Here is a 16626-nt window from a genome sequence, read left to right as displayed (position 1 = left end):
GGCCGGTGGTGAGTGATCGGGTTTGCTCCAGGCGCGCTTGGTGCGTCGCCGGGTGGGGTCCTGTCGTACCGCTCCGCTAGATTGCTGGCGTGACTTCCGGCGGCGCTCTCGGTGACGCGGACGGTCCCGGACGGGCCGACGCCGACCTGCTGCGTGCCCACGTCGAGGGCGACCCGCACGCCTTCAACGAGCTGGTCCGCCGGCACCGCGACCGCCTCTGGGCCGTCGCGCTCCGCACGATCGGGGACCGTGAGGAGGCGGCGGACGCCGTCCAGGACGCGCTGCTGTCCGCGCACCGGGCCGCGGCCCGCTTCCGGGGCGACTCGGCCGTCACCACCTGGTTGCACCGCATCGTCGTGAACGCCTGCCTCGACCGGATCCGTCGTCGCCAGGCACACCCGACCGTGCCCCTGCCGGACGGCACCCACACCGACGACGGCGGCGCCGGCAGCCGCACCGAGCCCACCGCGCCGGTCCAGGACCACGACACCGCCCTGGTCGTACGGGCCGCCCTCGCCGCTCTGCCGCCGGAGCAGCGGGCCGCGCTCGTGCTCGTCGACGTCCAGGGGTATCCGGTCGTCGAGGCGGCGGAGATCCTCGGCGTCGCGGAAGGCACCATCAAGAGCAGGTGCGCGCGCGGACGGGCCCGGATGGCGCTGGCGCTCGGCCACCTCCGTACCGGCGACGACGGTCCGGCGGCCGGGGAAGGGCCGGCCCGCGGCGGAAAACCGGTCCGGGCCGGGGGAGAGCAGGGTCACCGTGGGAACCCCGGGGATGCCGGGCGCGTCCCATCCGGGTCGGGAGCATCCGTACGGCTCCCGGCCGCGGGCCCGTCAAGGGCTTCCGGCGACAGAGGGGACCAGGCGTGACCGGGGCACAGTTCAGCGGGGTCGATCCCGACCTGCTGGCCGACTACGTCGGCGGCGCGCTGGACGGCACACCCGACGAGGCCGTGGTGGCCGCACTGGTCGCCGACGACCCGGCCTGGCGCGCCGCATACGTCCGGCTCACCGGCGGAACCGCGGCGGTGACCACGGCGCTGGCGGCTTGGGGTGCCGAACCGGAGCCCATGCCGGCCGACGTGATGGCGCGGCTGGAGTCCGCCTTCGCCGCCACAGATCTGCCCGCCTCCGCGTCCGCGTCATCCTCCGCCGCCACGTCATCCGCTTCCACTGTCGCCTCGCCTCCCGGTCCGGCCTCCGCGTCGCCTTCCGCCTCCGCCTCGCTTTCCGATTCGGCCTCCGCGTCGCCTTCCTCTTCCGCCTCGCCTTCCGATTCGGCCTCCGCGTCGCCCTCCTCTTCCGCCTCGCTTTCCGATTCGGCCTCCGCGTCGCCCTCCGCCTCCGCCTCGACCTCCGCCTCCGTGTCGTCTTCCGCTTCCACCTCCGGCTCGGCGTCCGCTTCTTCGTCCGGTTCTTCGTCGGCGGACGGGTTCGCCGACGACGACGGTGCCGGCGGGGTGGACGCCGGGCTCGCCACGTCCGGTGCCGGCGCGGGCGGTGTCACGGAGCGCCGCGGGCGCATGGAGCCGGGTAGCGATGGTGCTGCTCCTGCTCGGCATCTGGTCGCCGTACCCGGTGATGGGGAGCGACCCGCAACGGCCCGGAAGCGGACCCGGCGGTTGAAGTGGGCCGCCCCGATCGGGATCGCCGCCGGCGTGCTCGCGTTCCTCGGGTTCGGGATCCAGCAGTGGGATGCGGCCGACTCCTCCGACGCCACGTCGGCGGCCGGCTCGGCCGCCGAGCAGAACGCGCCCGAGCGGACGCTCGCGTTGCCGGCAGGTCCTGCCGAGGCGGTGTCCAGTGGAGTCGACTACACGAAGCAGACGCTGACGCAGGTGGCCTCGCGCGCGGCGGCGGCGGATGCCGGGAAGCAGCGCGGGCCGCAGACCGCCGATGCGGGTGAGGCGCAGGGCAAGGGGAGCGCTCCGGGCCCCGGCGTGATGGCGGACCGGGCTGACCCGCTCGGCCGGCTGCGCGCACAGGAGTCGCTGCTCGCGTGCCTCGATGCGATCTCGCGGGAGAACAGTGCCGGTCCGGTGACCGCGCAGGCCGTCGACTATGCCCGGTTCGAGGGTGCTCCGGCGCTCGTCGTGCAGTTCGCCGCGGGCAACGGGACGTGGGTCTGGGCGACCGGCGCGGACTGCGGACTGGACGGCTCCGGCGCTGACCGGCTCGCCGCTGTGAAGGTAGGCTGAGCGCACATCCGGGGAGCGTGAGCACCCTTACTATGCCGCGGCCCACAAGGCTGTGACGCCGGGGAATGTTGCTCTCCTACCATGACGTTCTAGCGTGCGATGTCGCCGGTGAGTCGGCGAACCCAGACTGAGGAGTCGGCAGTGGACGAGGTCCGAAACCTGATCATCATCGGCTCGGGACCGTCCGGATATACCGCGGCGCTCTACGCGGCCCGGGCCAACCTCAAGCCGCTCGTCATCGAGGGCGTGCAGTCCGGCGGCGCGCTCATGACCACCACCGAGGTGGAGAACTTCCCGGGACACCCCGAGGGCATCATGGGCCCCGAGCTCATGGACAACATGCGTAAGCAAGCCGAGCGGTTCGGCGCCGAGTTCATCACCGACGACGTCACCCGGGTCGAGCTGACCGACAAGCCCACCGAGGCCGGCACCGAGGGACTCAAGACCGTCTGGGTCGGTGAGAAGGAGTACTTCTCCCGCGCGGTGATCCTCTCCACCGGTTCCGCGTGGCGGCCGCTGGGCGTCGCCGGCGAGCAGGAGCTGCTCGGCCACGGCGTCTCGTCCTGTGCCACCTGTGACGGCTTCTTCTTCCGCGGCCAGCACATCATCGTGGTCGGCGGTGGCGACTCCGCGATGGAGGAGGCCACCTTCCTGACGCGGTTCGCCGAGACCGTGACGATCGTGCACCGGCGCGACTCGTTCCGCGCGAGCAAGGTGATGCAGCTGCGCGCGATGAACAACGAGAAGATCAAGGTCGAGTGGAACTCCGTCGTCGAGGAGGTGCTCGGCGCCGACGGCAAGGTGGCCGGCGCCCGGCTGCGCAACGTGCAGACCGGCGAGACCAAGGTGCTCGACGTCACCGGCGTGTTCGTCGCGATCGGCCACGACCCGCGCAGCGAGCTGTTCAAGGGGCAGGTCGAGCTGGACGACGAGGGTTACGTGAAGGTCGACCACCCGAGCACCCGCACCAACGTCCCCGGCGTGTTCGCCGCCGGTGACCTCGTCGACCACACCTACCGTCAGGCCATCACCGCCGCCGGCACCGGCTGCGCGGCCGCGCTGGACGCCGAGCGCTTCATCGCATCTTTCGTCGAGCTGTAAACCAGGAGGTCCTAGTGGGAGCAACCAAGGCCGTCACCGACGCCACCTTCGCCAGTGACGTGCTGCAGTCCGACAAGGTCGTCCTTGTCGACTTCTGGGCCGAGTGGTGCGCACCGTGCAAGAAGGTCGACCCGCTGCTGGCGGAGATCGCCACCGAGATGGGTGACAAGGTCGAGATCGTGAAGGTCAACATCGACGAGAACCCGGAGACGGCCCGGGCCTACCGGGTGATGTCGGTGCCGACCCTCACCCTGTTCAAGGGCGGCGAGCCGGTCAACTCGGTCGCCGGCGCGAAGCCCAAGGGCGCGCTGGTCTCCTTCATCGAGTCCGCGCTCTGACGCAGGCGGCATGACGCCCCGCATTCATCGGAATGCGGGGCGTCACTCTTTGTCGTTCCACCCCTGCGTGATTCCCCGCACGGAGCGCCCGTCGCCGCCGGGCCAAGTCAGACCCCGGGGAGTACGCTCCGGGAGTTGCCCTCAGCACTACCCCCCTCAGTTGTTAGGGAGCCGCGCGTGCGTTCGATCCGACGTGGAGACACCGGACCGGCCGTCGAGGAGATCCGCTCGATCCTGGTCGGGCTCGACCTGCTGGACACCGGCGGGACCGAGTTCGACCCGGCGACCGAGACCGCCGTACGGGCTTTCCAGCAGAGCCGCGGGCTGGGTGTCGACGGTCTCGTCGGCCCCGAGACCTGGTCGGCGCTGGACGGGGCGCGGTGGAAGCTCGGGGCGCGGACCCTCTTCCACTCCGTGCCGACGTCGCTGGTCGGCGAGGACGTCCGGACGCTGCAGGAGCGGCTGCTCGAGATGGGTTTCGACACCGGCCGCGCCGACGGCATCTACGGTCCGCGCACGGCTCGGGCGGTCGCCCAGTTCCAGCGCGAGGTCGGCCTGACCCCGGACGGCTCCTGCGGCCCGCAGACCATGAAGGCGCTGCGCCGGCTCGGCCGCAAGGTCGTCGGCGGCCGTCCCAACTGGCTGCGCGAGGCCGAGGCGTTCCGCCAGTCCGGCTCCAGCCTGGTCGGCAAGACGATCGTCATCGACCCCGGCCACGGCGGCCCCGACGACCTGGGCGTGGTCGTGCCCGACGGGCAGCTCCGCTGGACGGAGGCCGACCTGGCCTTCGACATCGCCACCCGGCTCGAGGGCCGGCTCGCGGCGGCCGGCATGCGGGTGCACCTGACCCGCGGCCCGTCCCCGGCCCAGTCGATGACCGGCCAGGAACGCGCGGCCCTCGCCAACAGCCTCGGCGCCGACCTGCTCATCTCGCTCCACCTCGACGGGCACGACAACCCGGCCGCGGATGGCGTCGCGACGTACCACTACGGCACCGGCAACGGCGTCACGTCGACGGTGGGGGAGCGGCTCGCCAACCTGGTGCAGCGGGAGGTCGTCGTCCGTACGGGCATGCGCGACTGCCGCATCCACGCGAAGACCTGGGAGCTGCTGCGGTTCACCCGGATGCCGGCCGTGCGGGTGGAGCTGGGTTATCTGACGTCGCCGGTCGACCGGGAGCGGCTGATCGACCCGCTGTTCCGGGAGCAGATCGTCGAGGCGGTGCTGGCGGCGGTGCAGCGCATGTACTACCCGGTGGAGGCGGACGTCCCGACCGGGTCGATCGACGTACGGCAGCTGCGGCTGGCGCTGGCGTCCCGCAATTCCTGACGACGTTGGTTTCATGTGAAACGGCGGTCCCGGACGGGGCCGCCGTTTTCGTGTCGTTGTCGGCCTTGGGGCGGTCAGCCGGGTGATCAGCTGGGTCCGCTCAAGGGGGCGGTTCGTCAGGTCTGTTCCCGGCCGGTCCGCCTTCGAGTAGTCGGCTCGATCCGCTGGGGCCGGTTCGGTTCGGCGTGAGCGGCTCAGTCCACCGGGGCCGGTTCGCCTCGGCGTGGGCTGCTTGGGCTGCCTGGGGCGGTCAGCGTCGGCGCGAGGGGCTTGGTCCGCCGGGGTCGGTTCGCCTCGGCGGGGGCGGGCTCGGTTCGCCTCGGCGGGGCCGGCTCTGTCCGCCTCGGCGGGGCCGGCTCTGTCCGCCTCGGCAGCGGCGTGTTCTGTCCGCCTCGGCGGCGGCGGGCTCGGTCCGTCTCGGCGGGGCCGGCTCGGGTTACTCGGCGCGCGGTTGGCGCCGTCTGCTCGGGTGGTGAGCCGGAAGCGTTCGCCAGACTCAGCTGGGGGTGGACCGCGTCGCTGCGGCCGGGCGGACCGGGCGCAGGAGGGCGTCCGGGCTCATCGACCCGAGCAGCTTCTCCAGCGCGTACTCGACGTCCGACTTCCACGACAGCGCGGTACGCAGCTCCAGCCGCAACCGCGGATACCGGGGATGCGGGCGTACCGTCTTGAAGCCGACCGACAGGAAGAAGTCGACCGGCGCGACGCAGCCTTCCTCACCTTCGCCGGCCTCCCCGAACTTCGCGTCGCCGAAGGCCTCGATCGCCTTCACGCCCCGCTTCGTCAGGTCGCGGGCGACGCCCTGCACGAGCATCCGGCCCAGCCCGCCACCCGCGAACGCGGGCACGACGTGCGCGGTCATCAGCAGGGCGGCGTCGGCGCTGACCGGCGAGGTGGGGAACGCCATCGACCGGGGGACGTACGCGGGTGGCGCGAACATGACGAAGCCGGCCGGCATGCCGTCGACGTACGCGAGCTTGCCGCACGACCCCCACTCGAGCAGGGTCTGCGACACCCAGGCTTCCTTCTCGAGCGCCGGATCACCGGAGGCGCAGGCGCGCTCGGCGGAAACCGGGTCCAGCTCCCAGTAGACGCAGGCCCGGCACGGACGGGGCAGGTCCTCGAGAGTGTCGAGGGTCAGATTGACCAGGCGTCGCGACATGGCGGGACCCCTTGATGGTGTCGATGAGCGTTTCCGGACTCCGCGGCACGGTCCTGTTCACGTGCTCGTCCGCGCCCCCGGACGGATCCTACGCCGCAATCGGCTTGAACGGGAGCGGATCGGACTCCATCGGGTGGGTGGCCGAGGTGAGTGAACACCGCGGCCGCGGCCGCGGCGGGCCGGCGCTGTGGACGCAAGCCGTCCCGCGCTGTGAATAGAAACAGCTGTCCCATGAGTCCCGCGTCTAGCATGGACGCCGATGTGCCCAGCTACCGGACGAGGTGAAGCTCCATGACCGGCACGACCCAAGACGATTACACCGATCGCTATGCGCGACGGGTCCGCGGGATGACGACCTCCGAGATCCGCGCCCTCTTCGCCGTCGCCAGCCGTCCCGAAGTGGTGTCGCTGGCCGGCGGGTCGCCGTACATCGCGGCGCTGCCACTGGACGCGGTCGGCGAGATGATGAGCAAGCTTGCCACCGACATGGGCACGACCAGCCTTCAGTACGGCATCGGGCAGGGCACGGTCGAGCTCCGTGAACGCATCTGCGAGGTCATGACGCTCTCCGGCATCGACGCCTCGAACGGCGCATCCCCGGACGACGTGGTGGTGACCGTCGGCGGTCAGCAGGCCCTCGACCTGGTGGCGCGGCTGTTCCTGGACCCGGGCGACGTGGTGCTCGCCGAGGGGCCGACGTACGTCGGCGCACTCGGCGTGTTCCAGGCCGCCCAGGCACAGGTGCGGCACATCGCCATGGACGCCGACGGGCTCGTGCCGGCTGCTCTGGAGGCAGCGATAGCAGAGGCAGGTGGGAGGGCCAAGTTCCTCTACACCATCCCGACGTACCAGAACCCGGCCGGCGTCACGCTGACCGAGGAGCGCCGGGAGCAGATCCTCGACATCTGCGAGCGCCACGGGCTGCTGGTGGTCGAGGACGACCCGTACGGAATGCTCAGCTTCGAGGGCGAGGCGCCGCGGCCGCTGCGCGCCCGCCGCCGCGAGGGCGTGTTCTACCTGAGCACGTTCTCCAAGACCTTCGCGCCGGGGCTGCGGGTCGGGTGGATTCTGGCTCCCCATGCCGTACGCGAAAAGCTGGTCATGGCGTCCGAGGCGAACATCCTGTGCCCGAGCGCGTTCGCCCAGGGCGCCGTGACGCAGTACCTGTCCACCATGCCGTGGCGCGAGCAGATCAAGACGTACCGCGAGATCTACCGCGAGCGCCGCGACGCCCTGCTCGACGCGCTCGAGGATCTGATGCCGGCGGGCACCACCTGGACGCGGCCGGACGGCGGCCTGTTCGTGTGGGCGACGCTCCCCGAGGGCCTCGACTCGAAGGCGATGATGCCGCGCGCCATCGCCGCGCGGGTCGCGTACGTGCCGGGCACGGGCTTCTACGCCGATGGCACGGGCACCGAGAATCTGCGGCTCAACTTCTCGTTCCCGGCTCCGGACCGCATCCGCGAGGGCGTACGCCGGCTGGCCGGGGTGATGGAGCAGGAGCTCGCGATGCGCGCGGTCTTCGGCCCGACGACCCCGCACCGCCGTCGTGGCCCGGCCGGCGCGGACGCTCCCGGTCCCGACTTGGCATGATCACATCCATGGGTACGTCCACAGAACCGCATGTCCTCGTCCTCGCCGGTGGCCTCTCGTACGAGCGCGACGTCTCCCTGCGCTCGGGCCGCCGCGTCCTCGACGCCCTGCGCGCGGTGGGCCTCTCCGCGGAGATGCGCGACGCGGACGTGTCCCTGCTGCCGACGCTCCAGGAGGACCCTCCGGACGCGGTGGTGATCGCGCTGCACGGCGCAACCGGCGAGGACGGTTCGCTGCGCGGCGTGCTGGATCTGTGCGGGGTGCCGTACGTCGGTTGCTCGGCGTCGGCATCGCGCCTCGCCTGGGACAAGCCCTCGGCCAAGTCGATGCTGCGCGAAAAGGGCATCCGTACGCCGGACTGGGTGGCCCTGCCCCACGACCGCTTCTCGGAACTCGGCGCGGTGGCAGTCCTCGACCGGATCGCCGACCGCCTCGGCCTGCCCCTGATGGTGAAGCCGGCCCAGGGCGGCTCCGGCCTGGGAGCATCCGTCGTCCGCGAGGCGACGGCCCTCCCGGCGGCCATGGTCGGCTGCTTCGCGTACCACTCGACGGCGCTCGTGGAGAAGTACGTGGCGGGCATGGACGTCGCGGTCTCGATCGTCGACCTGGGCGACGGCCCGATCGCTCTCCCGGCCGTGGAGATCGTGCCGAGAAACGGGGTGTACGACTACGCGGCCCGGTACACGGCCGGGCTGACTACGTGGCACACGCCTGCCCGGCTGTCTCCGTCAGTGGCATCGTCCGTGGCGAGTACGGCCTTGGCGGCGCACGAGGCGCTCGGACTGCGGGATCTCTCGCGGGTCGATCTGATCGTCGACGCGGAGGGGGTGGCGCATGTGCTCGAGGTGAACGTGTCGCCGGGGATGACGGAGACCTCGCTGCTTCCGTTGGCGGTACAGGCTGGGGGATTGGACCTGGGGAAGGTTCTGTCTCAGGTTGTGGGTCTGGCCATTGCCCGTGGGTGCGGGTGAGTCATCCCGGCGCGGGGTGTCGTGGGTGGTGGGGTAGGGCTGCTTGAGCTTCGGCTCTGGCTGCGCTGTCCCTTCACTGTTTCCGGGGTTGGTGGGGTCTCTTGAGTTCGGGTGTCGTTGGCTCAAGCCGGGCGGATCAAGATTGGCTGGCTTGAGCGGCGGCGACTTGAGCCTCCGCGGTCTCAGCCTCCCCGCCTTGAATCCCCGCATTTGAGCCTGCGCGGGCTGAGCCTGCGCGGTCCGAACCTCCGCGGGCTGAGCCTCCACGGGCTGAGCCTCCACGGGCTGAGCCTCCACGGGCTGAGCTTTCGCGGGCGGTGCCTACGCGGGCTGAACCTCCGCGGTCAGAGCCTCCGCAGGCCAAGCCTGCGCGGTCCGAACCTCAGCGGGCTGAGCTTCTGCGGGCTGAGCCTGCGGGGTCCGAGCTTCCTCGGGCTGAGCGTCCCCATCTTGAGGACATCAACCGGCCGGCGCGACCCGGCTCGCGCGGCACGGACCTCGGCGTATGCGCTCAGGCGTCGCTGACTTGAGCGCCGTCGTCTCCGGCGGAGAGCTCGGTCGGCCGGTCCGGTGAAGCGGTAGCCGATGCGGACTGCTCGGCCGGACGAGCGACCGGCGTCGTGGGGTGGTTCAAGTTCCTCGCGTAAGCCGTCAGGTTCTGGGTCTGACCCTCGTCGAATGTACGGCGAGCGGAGTCGGTGAGATCCGCCGTGTCTCGGTCCTGGGATGCCGGGCCAAGCGATGTGCCGGGGTTCGACGGCTCGTTGGGGCCAACCTGTCCCGCCGGTCTTCCCTCGCCGGAATCTTCCCTCTCCGCCTCGGTTCTGTTGTTTCCGGCTTCGTCGCTTCGAGCGGAGATGCCAGGCTCGTCGGCGCTGCCGTTTTCCCCGGCGCTCCCACCTTCGGCCGCGGCTCGGCCTTCCGGTGCGCTCCCAGCTTCGGCCGCGCTTCCGGCTCCCGGCGCGCTCCCACCTTCGGCCCTGGCTCCGCCTTCCGGTGCGCTCCCACCTTCGGTCGCGCTTCCGGCTCCCGGCACGCTTCCACCTTCGGTCGCGGTTCCGGCTGCCGACGCACTCCGACCTTCGGTCTCGCCGACGCCGCGTTGGCTATTGCCGACTCCCTTCCCGTCTTCGACTACCTTTCCCCTGGCCGCAGCATCTCCGCCTGCGGCTTGCTCATCGGCGGCCGCCTCCACGCCTTCTGTCTGCGGCCGTCCCTGGGACATCTCGCCGGCAGCATTCGAGAGATGTATCTCGGTCGTGCCTTTTGCGTCGCTCTGGCCGGCCGGCTCGGCCGGGTCCGTCGCATCCTGATTCCGCGTAGCCCCGGAGAGGGTGGCGTCGTTGCTGAACGTGGACGGCGATTCCCAGTGGATGTGAGGTGGTTCGGCAATGGCACGGCCGCCGAACTCAGCGAGCCACGCTGCCACGAGGGCCAGGTTCCCGCGCCACTGCTCCTCGGGAATCACGGGGAGGATGTCGTCCCACAGCGACAGGAAAGTGCCACGGAGCTGGAGTCGTCCGTAGGGCCGCGCCAGGAACCACATGTGCAGGTGCGCGGAGCCATCACCCCAACGGTTCACGTGGACTCGCGCGACCCCGTCAAGTGAGCGGATCGCACGCTCGAGGCGTACGGTCATGACCCCCAACTCGGCGGCCAGCAGGTTCGTTAGGTCGCCGAGGTCGAGGTGAGATCGGCACTCCAGGATGAGGACCATCGGCAGCCCGGTCGGCCGGTCCATCGCCCGCACCCGCCACCGCTCACTGACCCAGATGTACGACTCGTCAGAGGTGTTGCAGGCGACGCAGTCCCCGGCATCCTCACCGCTCCGCGGGGGCTCGACATCGACGGGGTCGGCCAGGCGCTTGACCCGCATGTCGCCCTCAAAAGGGAACGAGGGCCACCGCGTGAACTCGGGGAGCGAAGGGCTGTACTCAGGCACGCCGCTGACCCTACGGCAGGCGACACGGCACTGTCCCGGGTCAATTTCCCACCGAACTCGCCACCGCCCCCTCGTACGTTCAGCCACCCGACACCCGTCGACGAACGTCACCGCCAGCTAACGTCCCGACGACCCCAAAGTTATCCACAGAAGTTATCCACAGGCTCGCCGGTTTCACGTGAAACGCCATGTCGCAGGCCTGTGCACCCTGTGGATACCGCGGTGGAAGGACTCCCGCCCATCGGCGCCGTTTCACGTGAAACGGTGGTCCCGATCGTTGTCAACAAGGTCACACACAGCTTGTGGATACTGTCGCCGACCGATGTAGCGGCCCACGCTGGGTACACGCCAACGCACGCTCGTACTCCGTGGCCACCCGGTCTTGGCGATGTGACGGCTCTGGGAGAAAGTCCCGCCGGCTGTACCGTCTGGTGGCGATAGACCGCACAATCGCAGGCATCGCCGTGGGTCTCGAGCGTCGTCTCAGCGACCCAGTCCACAACCCGCTAGGGGCAGGGCGCGAGACCAACATGTGGATGCCCGTGGTGCAGAGTCGGCCATCGCGCTTCTTCGTGTCGGCCCGTGACACGCCTTTCGCAGCCGCAGGGCGGGCAGCCGGCGGAGAAGAACCCAACAGCCGGAGGAGCATGGTCGAACAATTCATCCAGGTCTTGAACGCGGTTTGGTCAGTGAGGACTTCTCCGGCATCGCTCTAGCAGTCGCGAGGAACAAGCTAGACGCGGGCGGTTGGGCGCCCTCGCGCAAGGTACGCCATCTCCGGTGGTCGTTAGCCGGGCCTGGCGGGCGGGACGGCATCCTTCCAGCAGCGCCTCGCTCGAGCTCTGCAGGTTCACCATAGGGAGCCGACGCACGGTCGCGCCGTTTCACGTGAAACTCGATCGTCGGGTCTGGTGTGAGGCGAATGCTGAGCCTCGGTCGAGGTGAATCAGGCTGGGAAGCCACACTGATCCACGCGGCGGTTCCACGTGAAACGACAGCTCCCGCTGCATACTCGGTCTGCTACGGCCGAGCTGTTCAACAGCCGCCTAGGTCGGGCCCGAACGAGCGTCGAGCCGGAATCCACCCGAGCGGCTAACGGAGATGCCAGATCTGGCGTGGCGTGCGCCCACCAGCAGCATCGTGCGCGGCTTGGCAGCATGTCGCCGTAGGTCATGGACTCAACTTAAAGGTGCGCCTCTACCGCAACCGATGAGTGGAAACCCCGCCAGAATCGCACCTCCCTGACGCCACCCGACAGCGAACTGGCCCACAACGCCGACGCAGAATCCGGCTCGGAAATGATGGCCTCAGCCGCCGGTTCGGAACCACCAAGCGGAGCGGCGGCCTGGTCCGAGCTGCAACTAAGTTGGCGTGGTGCCACGGCGTCGCCGGGCCAGAGTGGGGGCGAGCAGGAACCTCCTCACCTGGGTCGGCTCGAGAACGGACCAGCTTCGGATGTGCTGATGGAGCCCGCTTTCCTCTCGCTTCGAGCCGCTGACGAAAGACGTATCCCACGCGGGAACGATCTGGGGATCGCCCGGCGCTTCGGGGCTCGCGGCCACACATCGGCGGACCGTTTCACGTGAAACGACGGTTCGCTCAGCCCCACCTGCTTATCCAGCACACTTGCGGGTCGGTCCGTTTCGCTACGACGTCATGCACGGCTCATCGCCGCGGGCTCGCCGCCAGCTCCGTCGGGGCCGGCGTACGCCCCAGCCGCGCCGTCAGCTCCGCCGGAACCGCCACACCGGACCCGGGCCGAGCGCGGGCTTCAACAGCGAGCCGACTTCACCGGCTTCTCTGCAACCATCCCTGCTCCACGTCGGTTGTTGCCGTCGGCTCACGCCTTCCACTCATCGGTCCTGCGTTGATCAAGAAAGCTGGCGTCGGTAGGTTCCCCATTCCGAGCTGCGCCCTTCCGATCAGGGCCGCCTTTACCGCCAACTTCCGTGTACCGAGCATCCACGCCGCTACGAGTGGGGACGCCACTTACCGACTCCGGCCCACCCAGGGTTGCCCGGCCGGCCGAGAAGCTTGACCGTCGCTCCGCAAGACAACCGCCAGAAGCTAACAGGGGGGGCACAGGAGAAGTGGCTCCCGTATCGAGGGAAGCGCCTGCGGCTGCCCCGAGCGCATGGGTATCCCCTCGCCTGTGCCCCAGCCATCGGGCTGAGCCAGCGAACAGCAGTCGGACCGAATTGCCACGACGTAGGGCGTCGCCTGATGGGCGCAGAGTCGGCAGCAAGACCTGGCCACGTGTCCACACTCACGACCCTTACACCGTTGCTCTGTCGCCCGTTTCACGTGAAACGGCAGACGAGCGGCGCCTCGAACCGGCTCGAGAAGCACTCCCGGAACTCAACTGCAGAAGCGGCACCATGAGCGGCCCACCAACGTGGGCTGGGGGTCAGCCGACGGAGCCACCAACGCGATCAGTACAAGAAGAACGCCTGTCACCGACAGCCAGCCAAGCGCCGCCGTTCGCACAGCACAACTGATGCGACGTCACCACACCGCAGCAAGTAGGGAAACTCGACGGTGCGCGCAAGTGCAACATTCATACTCGCGCCTGCGAGCCTCGTCTCCGATTATCCCGCAGTACTAGAACCACGGGCTCCACAAAGGCAGGACCTCTATAGCTATCAAACGACGTCTCCAACTCGTCACTTCTGCGCACCGAGACGACCTGGTGCCGGAATGCCAACGATGCGGAGGCGTGTTCAAGACGTCATCGGCGCCGTGCGGAATTGAGCGCAACCTCCAACGCGGCAGAGTTCCGCGACGTTCTGGCAGAGCAGAGCAGTGCGGTGGCGGTGGCGGTGGCGGTCGCACGCGGGCGTACCGGCCTTTCGCTGACGCCGCGCTACTGCCGATCGGGCCCCCCGGAGAGCACATGGGCGATCAGCAACCCCGAGCCATCTCTGCCCTCGCTCCGGCTGGGTACAGCGCCGCACCGCTACAGCAGAGCAGCCCAAACGTGAGGGACTATCGCATTGGCGGCCGCGCGGTCGCCCGACCGTTCGGAACAACAACATCAGGGTTCGAAATCGTCGTCGAGGGGCGTCCAAATTCGCTCGTCAGCGAAAAACCGGCGACACCGAAATCCCAGGAGAATCGTTCTGACAGAACCGCTCGAGGCCCCAAAATCTAGGTCAACCTCACGAATCACGTCGTCGGACCAGAGCGCACGAACACCCAGTTCCTTCGTAACAAGGCTGCGTGTCAGGCTTCGACATGTCGGCCGATGGAGCCAACCGGATAAGGCAACGACCGCGGATGGGTCGGCCTCGTTCGACGGCGGAGGAGCGGAGAGCCACCGCCTCACGGAACCGAATCAGCCGCCCGCCACCATGCCTCGGTCCAAGGCCACCCGTGGCAATGAAGAAGGCACGTGATCCGCCAGAATCACGTGCCCGCAGGTCTTCGTCCTTCGCCGCCGGCCCGACGGCTTCCGAGATCAGTCTCCTGAGCTCGTACCCTCGTCCTCGACGCCGATCATGCCGACTATCCGTTCCAGATCGTCCACGGTCGCGAACTCGATTGTGATCTTGCCCTTGTTCCGGCCGATGTCGACCTTCACTCGTGTGTCGAACCGGTCCGAGAGCCGCTCGGCCAGGTCGTTCAGCGCGGGGGCGTGTACTTTCGCGCGTCGGGTGGGCGTCGACTTTTTCGCCGGGCCGTCCGCGATGGCGAGGGAGACGAGCTCCTCGGTTGCGCGTACGGAAAGGCCTTCGGCGACGATGCGCAGCGCGAGTTGTTCCTGCTGGTCGTTGTCTTCCAGGCTGAGCAGGGCCCGCGCATGGCCGGCCGACAGAACGCCCGCCGCGACGCGGCGCTGTACGGGAGCCGGCAGGTTGAGCAGCCTGATCGTGTTGGAAATCTGCGGGCGGCTGCGGCCGATGCGCCGGGCGAGTTCCTCGTGTGTGGCGCCGAATTCGTCGAGGAGCTGCTGGTACGCGGCCGCCTCTTCCAGCGGGTTGAGGTTGGCGCGGTGGATGTTCTCGAGGAGGGCGTCCCGCAGCATCGCGTCGTCGCGGGTTTCGCGGACGATCGCGGGGATGGTCTCCTTGCCGACCGCTTGAGCCGCTCGCCAGCGGCGCTCGCCCATGACCAGCTCGTATTTGCCGTCGCCGATGTTGCGGACGACGATCGGCTGGAGGAAGCCGACCTCCTGGATGGAGGTCTTGAGCTCCTCCAGCGCTTCCTCGTCGAAGACGTGTCGGGGCTGCTTGGGGTTGGGCACGATCGCCGTGACCGGAAGCTCCGCGAAGCTGGCTCCGGGCACCGGCGCGAGCCCACCATCATCTTCCGCCGGCAGTTCGGACGGCGAAGGCGAGGACTCGGGGACCGCGGCGTCGGTTGGCTCCGGTGCGGCGGCCACGGTATCGGCCGGCGGCTGTTCCGTGGTCGTACCGGAGAACTGTGCCGGAGCCGGGGGAGCGGCCGGCGGCGCCTCGGCGGCTACCGTCGCAGCGGCCGGCGGCGCCGTGGGGATCAATGCCCCCAGGCCGCGGCCGAGGCCACCCCGTGGACGGTTCTTCATGCCGCGCCTCCCGTGTTGACTCCGCGCATTGCGAGTTCCAGAGCAGCCTCGAAGTAGCTCGTGGCGCCCCGCGATCCCGGATCGTAGGTCATCACGGATTGGCCGTAGCTCGGTGCCTCCGACACCCGTACGTTGCGGGGAATCACCGCCTCGAGCACCTTGGAGCCGAAGTGGTTGCGCACGTCCTGCTCGACGGCGTCGGCGAGGCGGGTGCGACGGTCGTACATGGTCAGCAGGATCGTGCTCACGTCGAGCGTGGGGTTGAGGTGCTGCCGGACCAGGTTGATGTTGTTAATCAGCTGGTTGAGACCCTCCAACGCGTAGTACTCGCACTGGATCGGGATGAGCACCTCTTGCGCCGCGCACAGCGCGTTGACCGTGAGCAGGCCGAGCGACGGCGGGCAGTCGATGAAGACGTAGTCGAACTTCTCCGGGTGCGCCGCGATGGCTCGAGCCAGCCGGGACTCCCGGGCGACGACGGAGACGAGTTCGATCTCGGCGCCTGCGAGGTCGATGGTCGCCGGTACGCAGAAGAGGTTGGGAATGCCCTCGACGGGCTGCGCAACCTCGGCGAGCGGCACGTTGTCGATGAGGCAGTCGTACACGTCCGGCACGCCGGCGTGATGTGGCACGTTGAGGCCCGTGGAGGCGTTGCCCTGGGGGTCCAAGTCGACCACGAGGACGCGGTTGCCGTGCAGCGCGAGGGCCACCGCCAAGTTGACCGTCGTGGTGGTCTTGCCCACGCCACCCTTCTGGTTGGCGACACAGAGCACCCGGGGGTGATCCGGTCGCGGCATGGTGATCTCGCCGCTCGGGTTGAGAATCTGCACAGCTCGCAACGCTTCCATGGCCAACGGTGGATCGTCGTCATCCCGGCCCGGCGTTTCACGTGAAACATCCTCGGGGGAGGCGCCATCGGCCGAAGCCACGGTCGCCGTGTTCTCAGCAGTCGAGCCACCGTCAGCGACGAACTCACCCGCCGGCCCATCGGACGCCGATCGGCCGTCCGCCATGAGGCGGCCGTCCGCCGTCGCCGAAGACGGCGACGACTCCGGGGGAGCCGAGCCAGGAGGCGCCGACGCGGGTTGAGCTGCGTACTCCACCTCATGCTGCTGCATGGCCGGGGCGCCAGAGGACGGTACGGCCGCAGAGGCGGAGACCGAAGAGGCGGGCGGGCCGGATCGCGGCGCGGGGGCGGGGCGACGAGGGTCGGGAGGAGACACGTCGGGACTGACCGGGGTGCCGTACACCTGACCGCCGTTCCCCGTACGCGGCTGTGGCACGCCCTGCTCCCCACTGTTGAAGGTGACGCTCAAGCTCACACTCCGATCGGGACCGGCGTACGGATCGGTTTCACGTGAAACACCGTCCCAGCCGGGGTCACCGTCGGGGCCCCTGCCATACTCATGCACCGTTTTATCCCTGCCTGGTTGGATTGGGTCGGCACCGC

11 protein-coding genes and 1 pseudogene are annotated in these 16626 nt (G+C 69.4%); 7 read left to right on the top strand and 5 right to left on the bottom strand.

Annotation, left to right across the window (positions count from 1 at the left end; translation table 11 throughout):
- Positions 1-89 precede the first annotated feature (89 nt).
- Positions 90-869, top strand: coding sequence for an RNA polymerase sigma factor SigM (gene sigM, locus COUCH_RS01095; RefSeq protein WP_249610254.1), 780 nt, complete (start codon positions 90-92; stop codon positions 867-869).
- 43 nt (positions 870-912) lie between these two features.
- Here sigM and COUCH_RS01090 read toward each other — a convergent pair whose 3' ends face one another.
- Positions 913-1479, bottom strand: a complete 567-nt coding sequence (locus tag COUCH_RS01090; RefSeq protein ID WP_249610252.1) for a hypothetical protein — start codon at positions 1477-1479, stop codon at positions 913-915.
- A gap of 142 nt (positions 1480-1621) precedes the next feature.
- On the opposite strand from COUCH_RS01090, the gene COUCH_RS01085 reads away from it, so the two are divergent.
- The 4 genes from COUCH_RS01085 (at position 1622) to COUCH_RS01070 (ending at position 4965) form a co-directional block, all read left to right on the top strand.
- Positions 1622-2197 (top strand): hypothetical protein, encoded by a 576-nt coding sequence (locus COUCH_RS01085; protein ID WP_249610251.1) that lies wholly within the window; start codon positions 1622-1624, stop codon positions 2195-2197.
- Between the two features lie 141 nt (positions 2198-2338).
- The gene (gene trxB, locus COUCH_RS01080; protein WP_249610249.1) at positions 2339-3298 is read left to right on the top strand and encodes a thioredoxin-disulfide reductase; all 960 of its coding nucleotides are present in this window, start codon (positions 2339-2341) and stop codon (positions 3296-3298) included.
- A gap of 14 nt (positions 3299-3312) precedes the next feature.
- Positions 3313-3636, top strand: coding sequence for a thioredoxin (gene trxA / locus COUCH_RS01075; protein ID WP_249610247.1), 324 nt, complete (start codon positions 3313-3315; stop codon positions 3634-3636).
- Positions 3637-3813: 177 nt separating this feature from the next.
- Entirely contained in the window at positions 3814-4965 is a 1152-nt protein-coding gene (locus tag COUCH_RS01070) for an N-acetylmuramoyl-L-alanine amidase (RefSeq protein WP_249610246.1), read from the top strand.
- 496 nt (positions 4966-5461) lie between these two features.
- On the opposite strand, the gene COUCH_RS01065 is transcribed toward COUCH_RS01070, so the two are convergent.
- Positions 5462-6127: a GNAT family N-acetyltransferase gene (locus tag COUCH_RS01065; protein WP_249610245.1), complete on the bottom strand. Its 666-nt coding sequence runs from the start codon at positions 6125-6127 to the stop codon at positions 5462-5464.
- 291 nt (positions 6128-6418) lie between these two features.
- Here COUCH_RS01065 and COUCH_RS01060 point away from each other — a divergent pair, with 291 nt between their 5' ends.
- The gene (locus tag COUCH_RS01060) at positions 6419-7720 is read left to right on the top strand and encodes a PLP-dependent aminotransferase family protein (RefSeq protein WP_249610244.1); all 1302 of its coding nucleotides are present in this window, start codon (positions 6419-6421) and stop codon (positions 7718-7720) included.
- Positions 7717-8691 carry a D-alanine--D-alanine ligase family protein gene (locus COUCH_RS01055; RefSeq protein WP_249610243.1) on the top strand — a complete coding sequence of 325 codons (975 nt, stop codon included), beginning with the start codon at positions 7717-7719 and terminating at the stop codon, positions 8689-8691. The genes COUCH_RS01060 and COUCH_RS01055 overlap by 4 nt, the downstream gene beginning before the upstream one ends.
- Positions 8692-10053: 1362 nt before the next feature.
- Here COUCH_RS01055 and COUCH_RS01050 read toward each other — a convergent pair.
- The 3 genes and pseudogenes from COUCH_RS01050 to COUCH_RS01040 all read right to left on the bottom strand — a co-directional run.
- A pseudogene (locus COUCH_RS01050) lies at positions 10054-10567 on the bottom strand (hypothetical protein); the annotation flags it as partial.
- Positions 10568-14090: 3523 nt separating this feature from the next.
- Positions 14091-15176 carry a ParB/RepB/Spo0J family partition protein gene (locus COUCH_RS01045; protein WP_249610241.1) on the bottom strand — a complete coding sequence of 362 codons (1086 nt, stop codon included), beginning with the start codon at positions 15174-15176 and terminating at the stop codon, positions 14091-14093.
- Entirely contained in the window at positions 15173-16189 is a 1017-nt protein-coding gene (locus COUCH_RS01040; RefSeq protein ID WP_346015964.1) for a ParA family protein, read from the bottom strand. The genes COUCH_RS01045 and COUCH_RS01040 overlap by 4 nt, the downstream gene beginning before the upstream one ends.
- Positions 16190-16626 lie beyond the last annotated feature (437 nt).

It is taken from the genome of Couchioplanes caeruleus (assembly GCF_023499255.1).
Taxonomy (GTDB): domain Bacteria; phylum Actinomycetota; class Actinomycetes; order Mycobacteriales; family Micromonosporaceae; genus Actinoplanes; species Actinoplanes caeruleus_A.
The sequence above is the reverse complement of the archived record's forward strand: the minus strand, read 5'-3'. Positions and strand labels throughout refer to the sequence as shown.

Excerpts from the sequence above, each read along its gene's own strand:
- COUCH_RS01055 (WP_249610243.1), top strand. The coding sequence starts at position 7,717 with ATGATCACATCCATGGGTACGTCCACAGAACCGCATGTCCTCGTCCTC.
- COUCH_RS01040 (WP_346015964.1), bottom strand. The coding sequence starts at position 16,189 with ATGGCGGACGGCCGATCGGCGTCCGATGGGCCGGCGGGTGAGTTCGTC.
- COUCH_RS01065 (WP_249610245.1), bottom strand. The coding sequence starts at position 6,127 with ATGTCGCGACGCCTGGTCAATCTGACCCTCGACACTCTCGAGGACCTG.
- COUCH_RS01060 (WP_249610244.1), top strand. The coding sequence starts at position 6,419 with ATGACCGGCACGACCCAAGACGATTACACCGATCGCTATGCGCGACGG.
- COUCH_RS01045 (WP_249610241.1), bottom strand. The coding sequence starts at position 15,176 with ATGAAGAACCGTCCACGGGGTGGCCTCGGCCGCGGCCTGGGGGCATTG.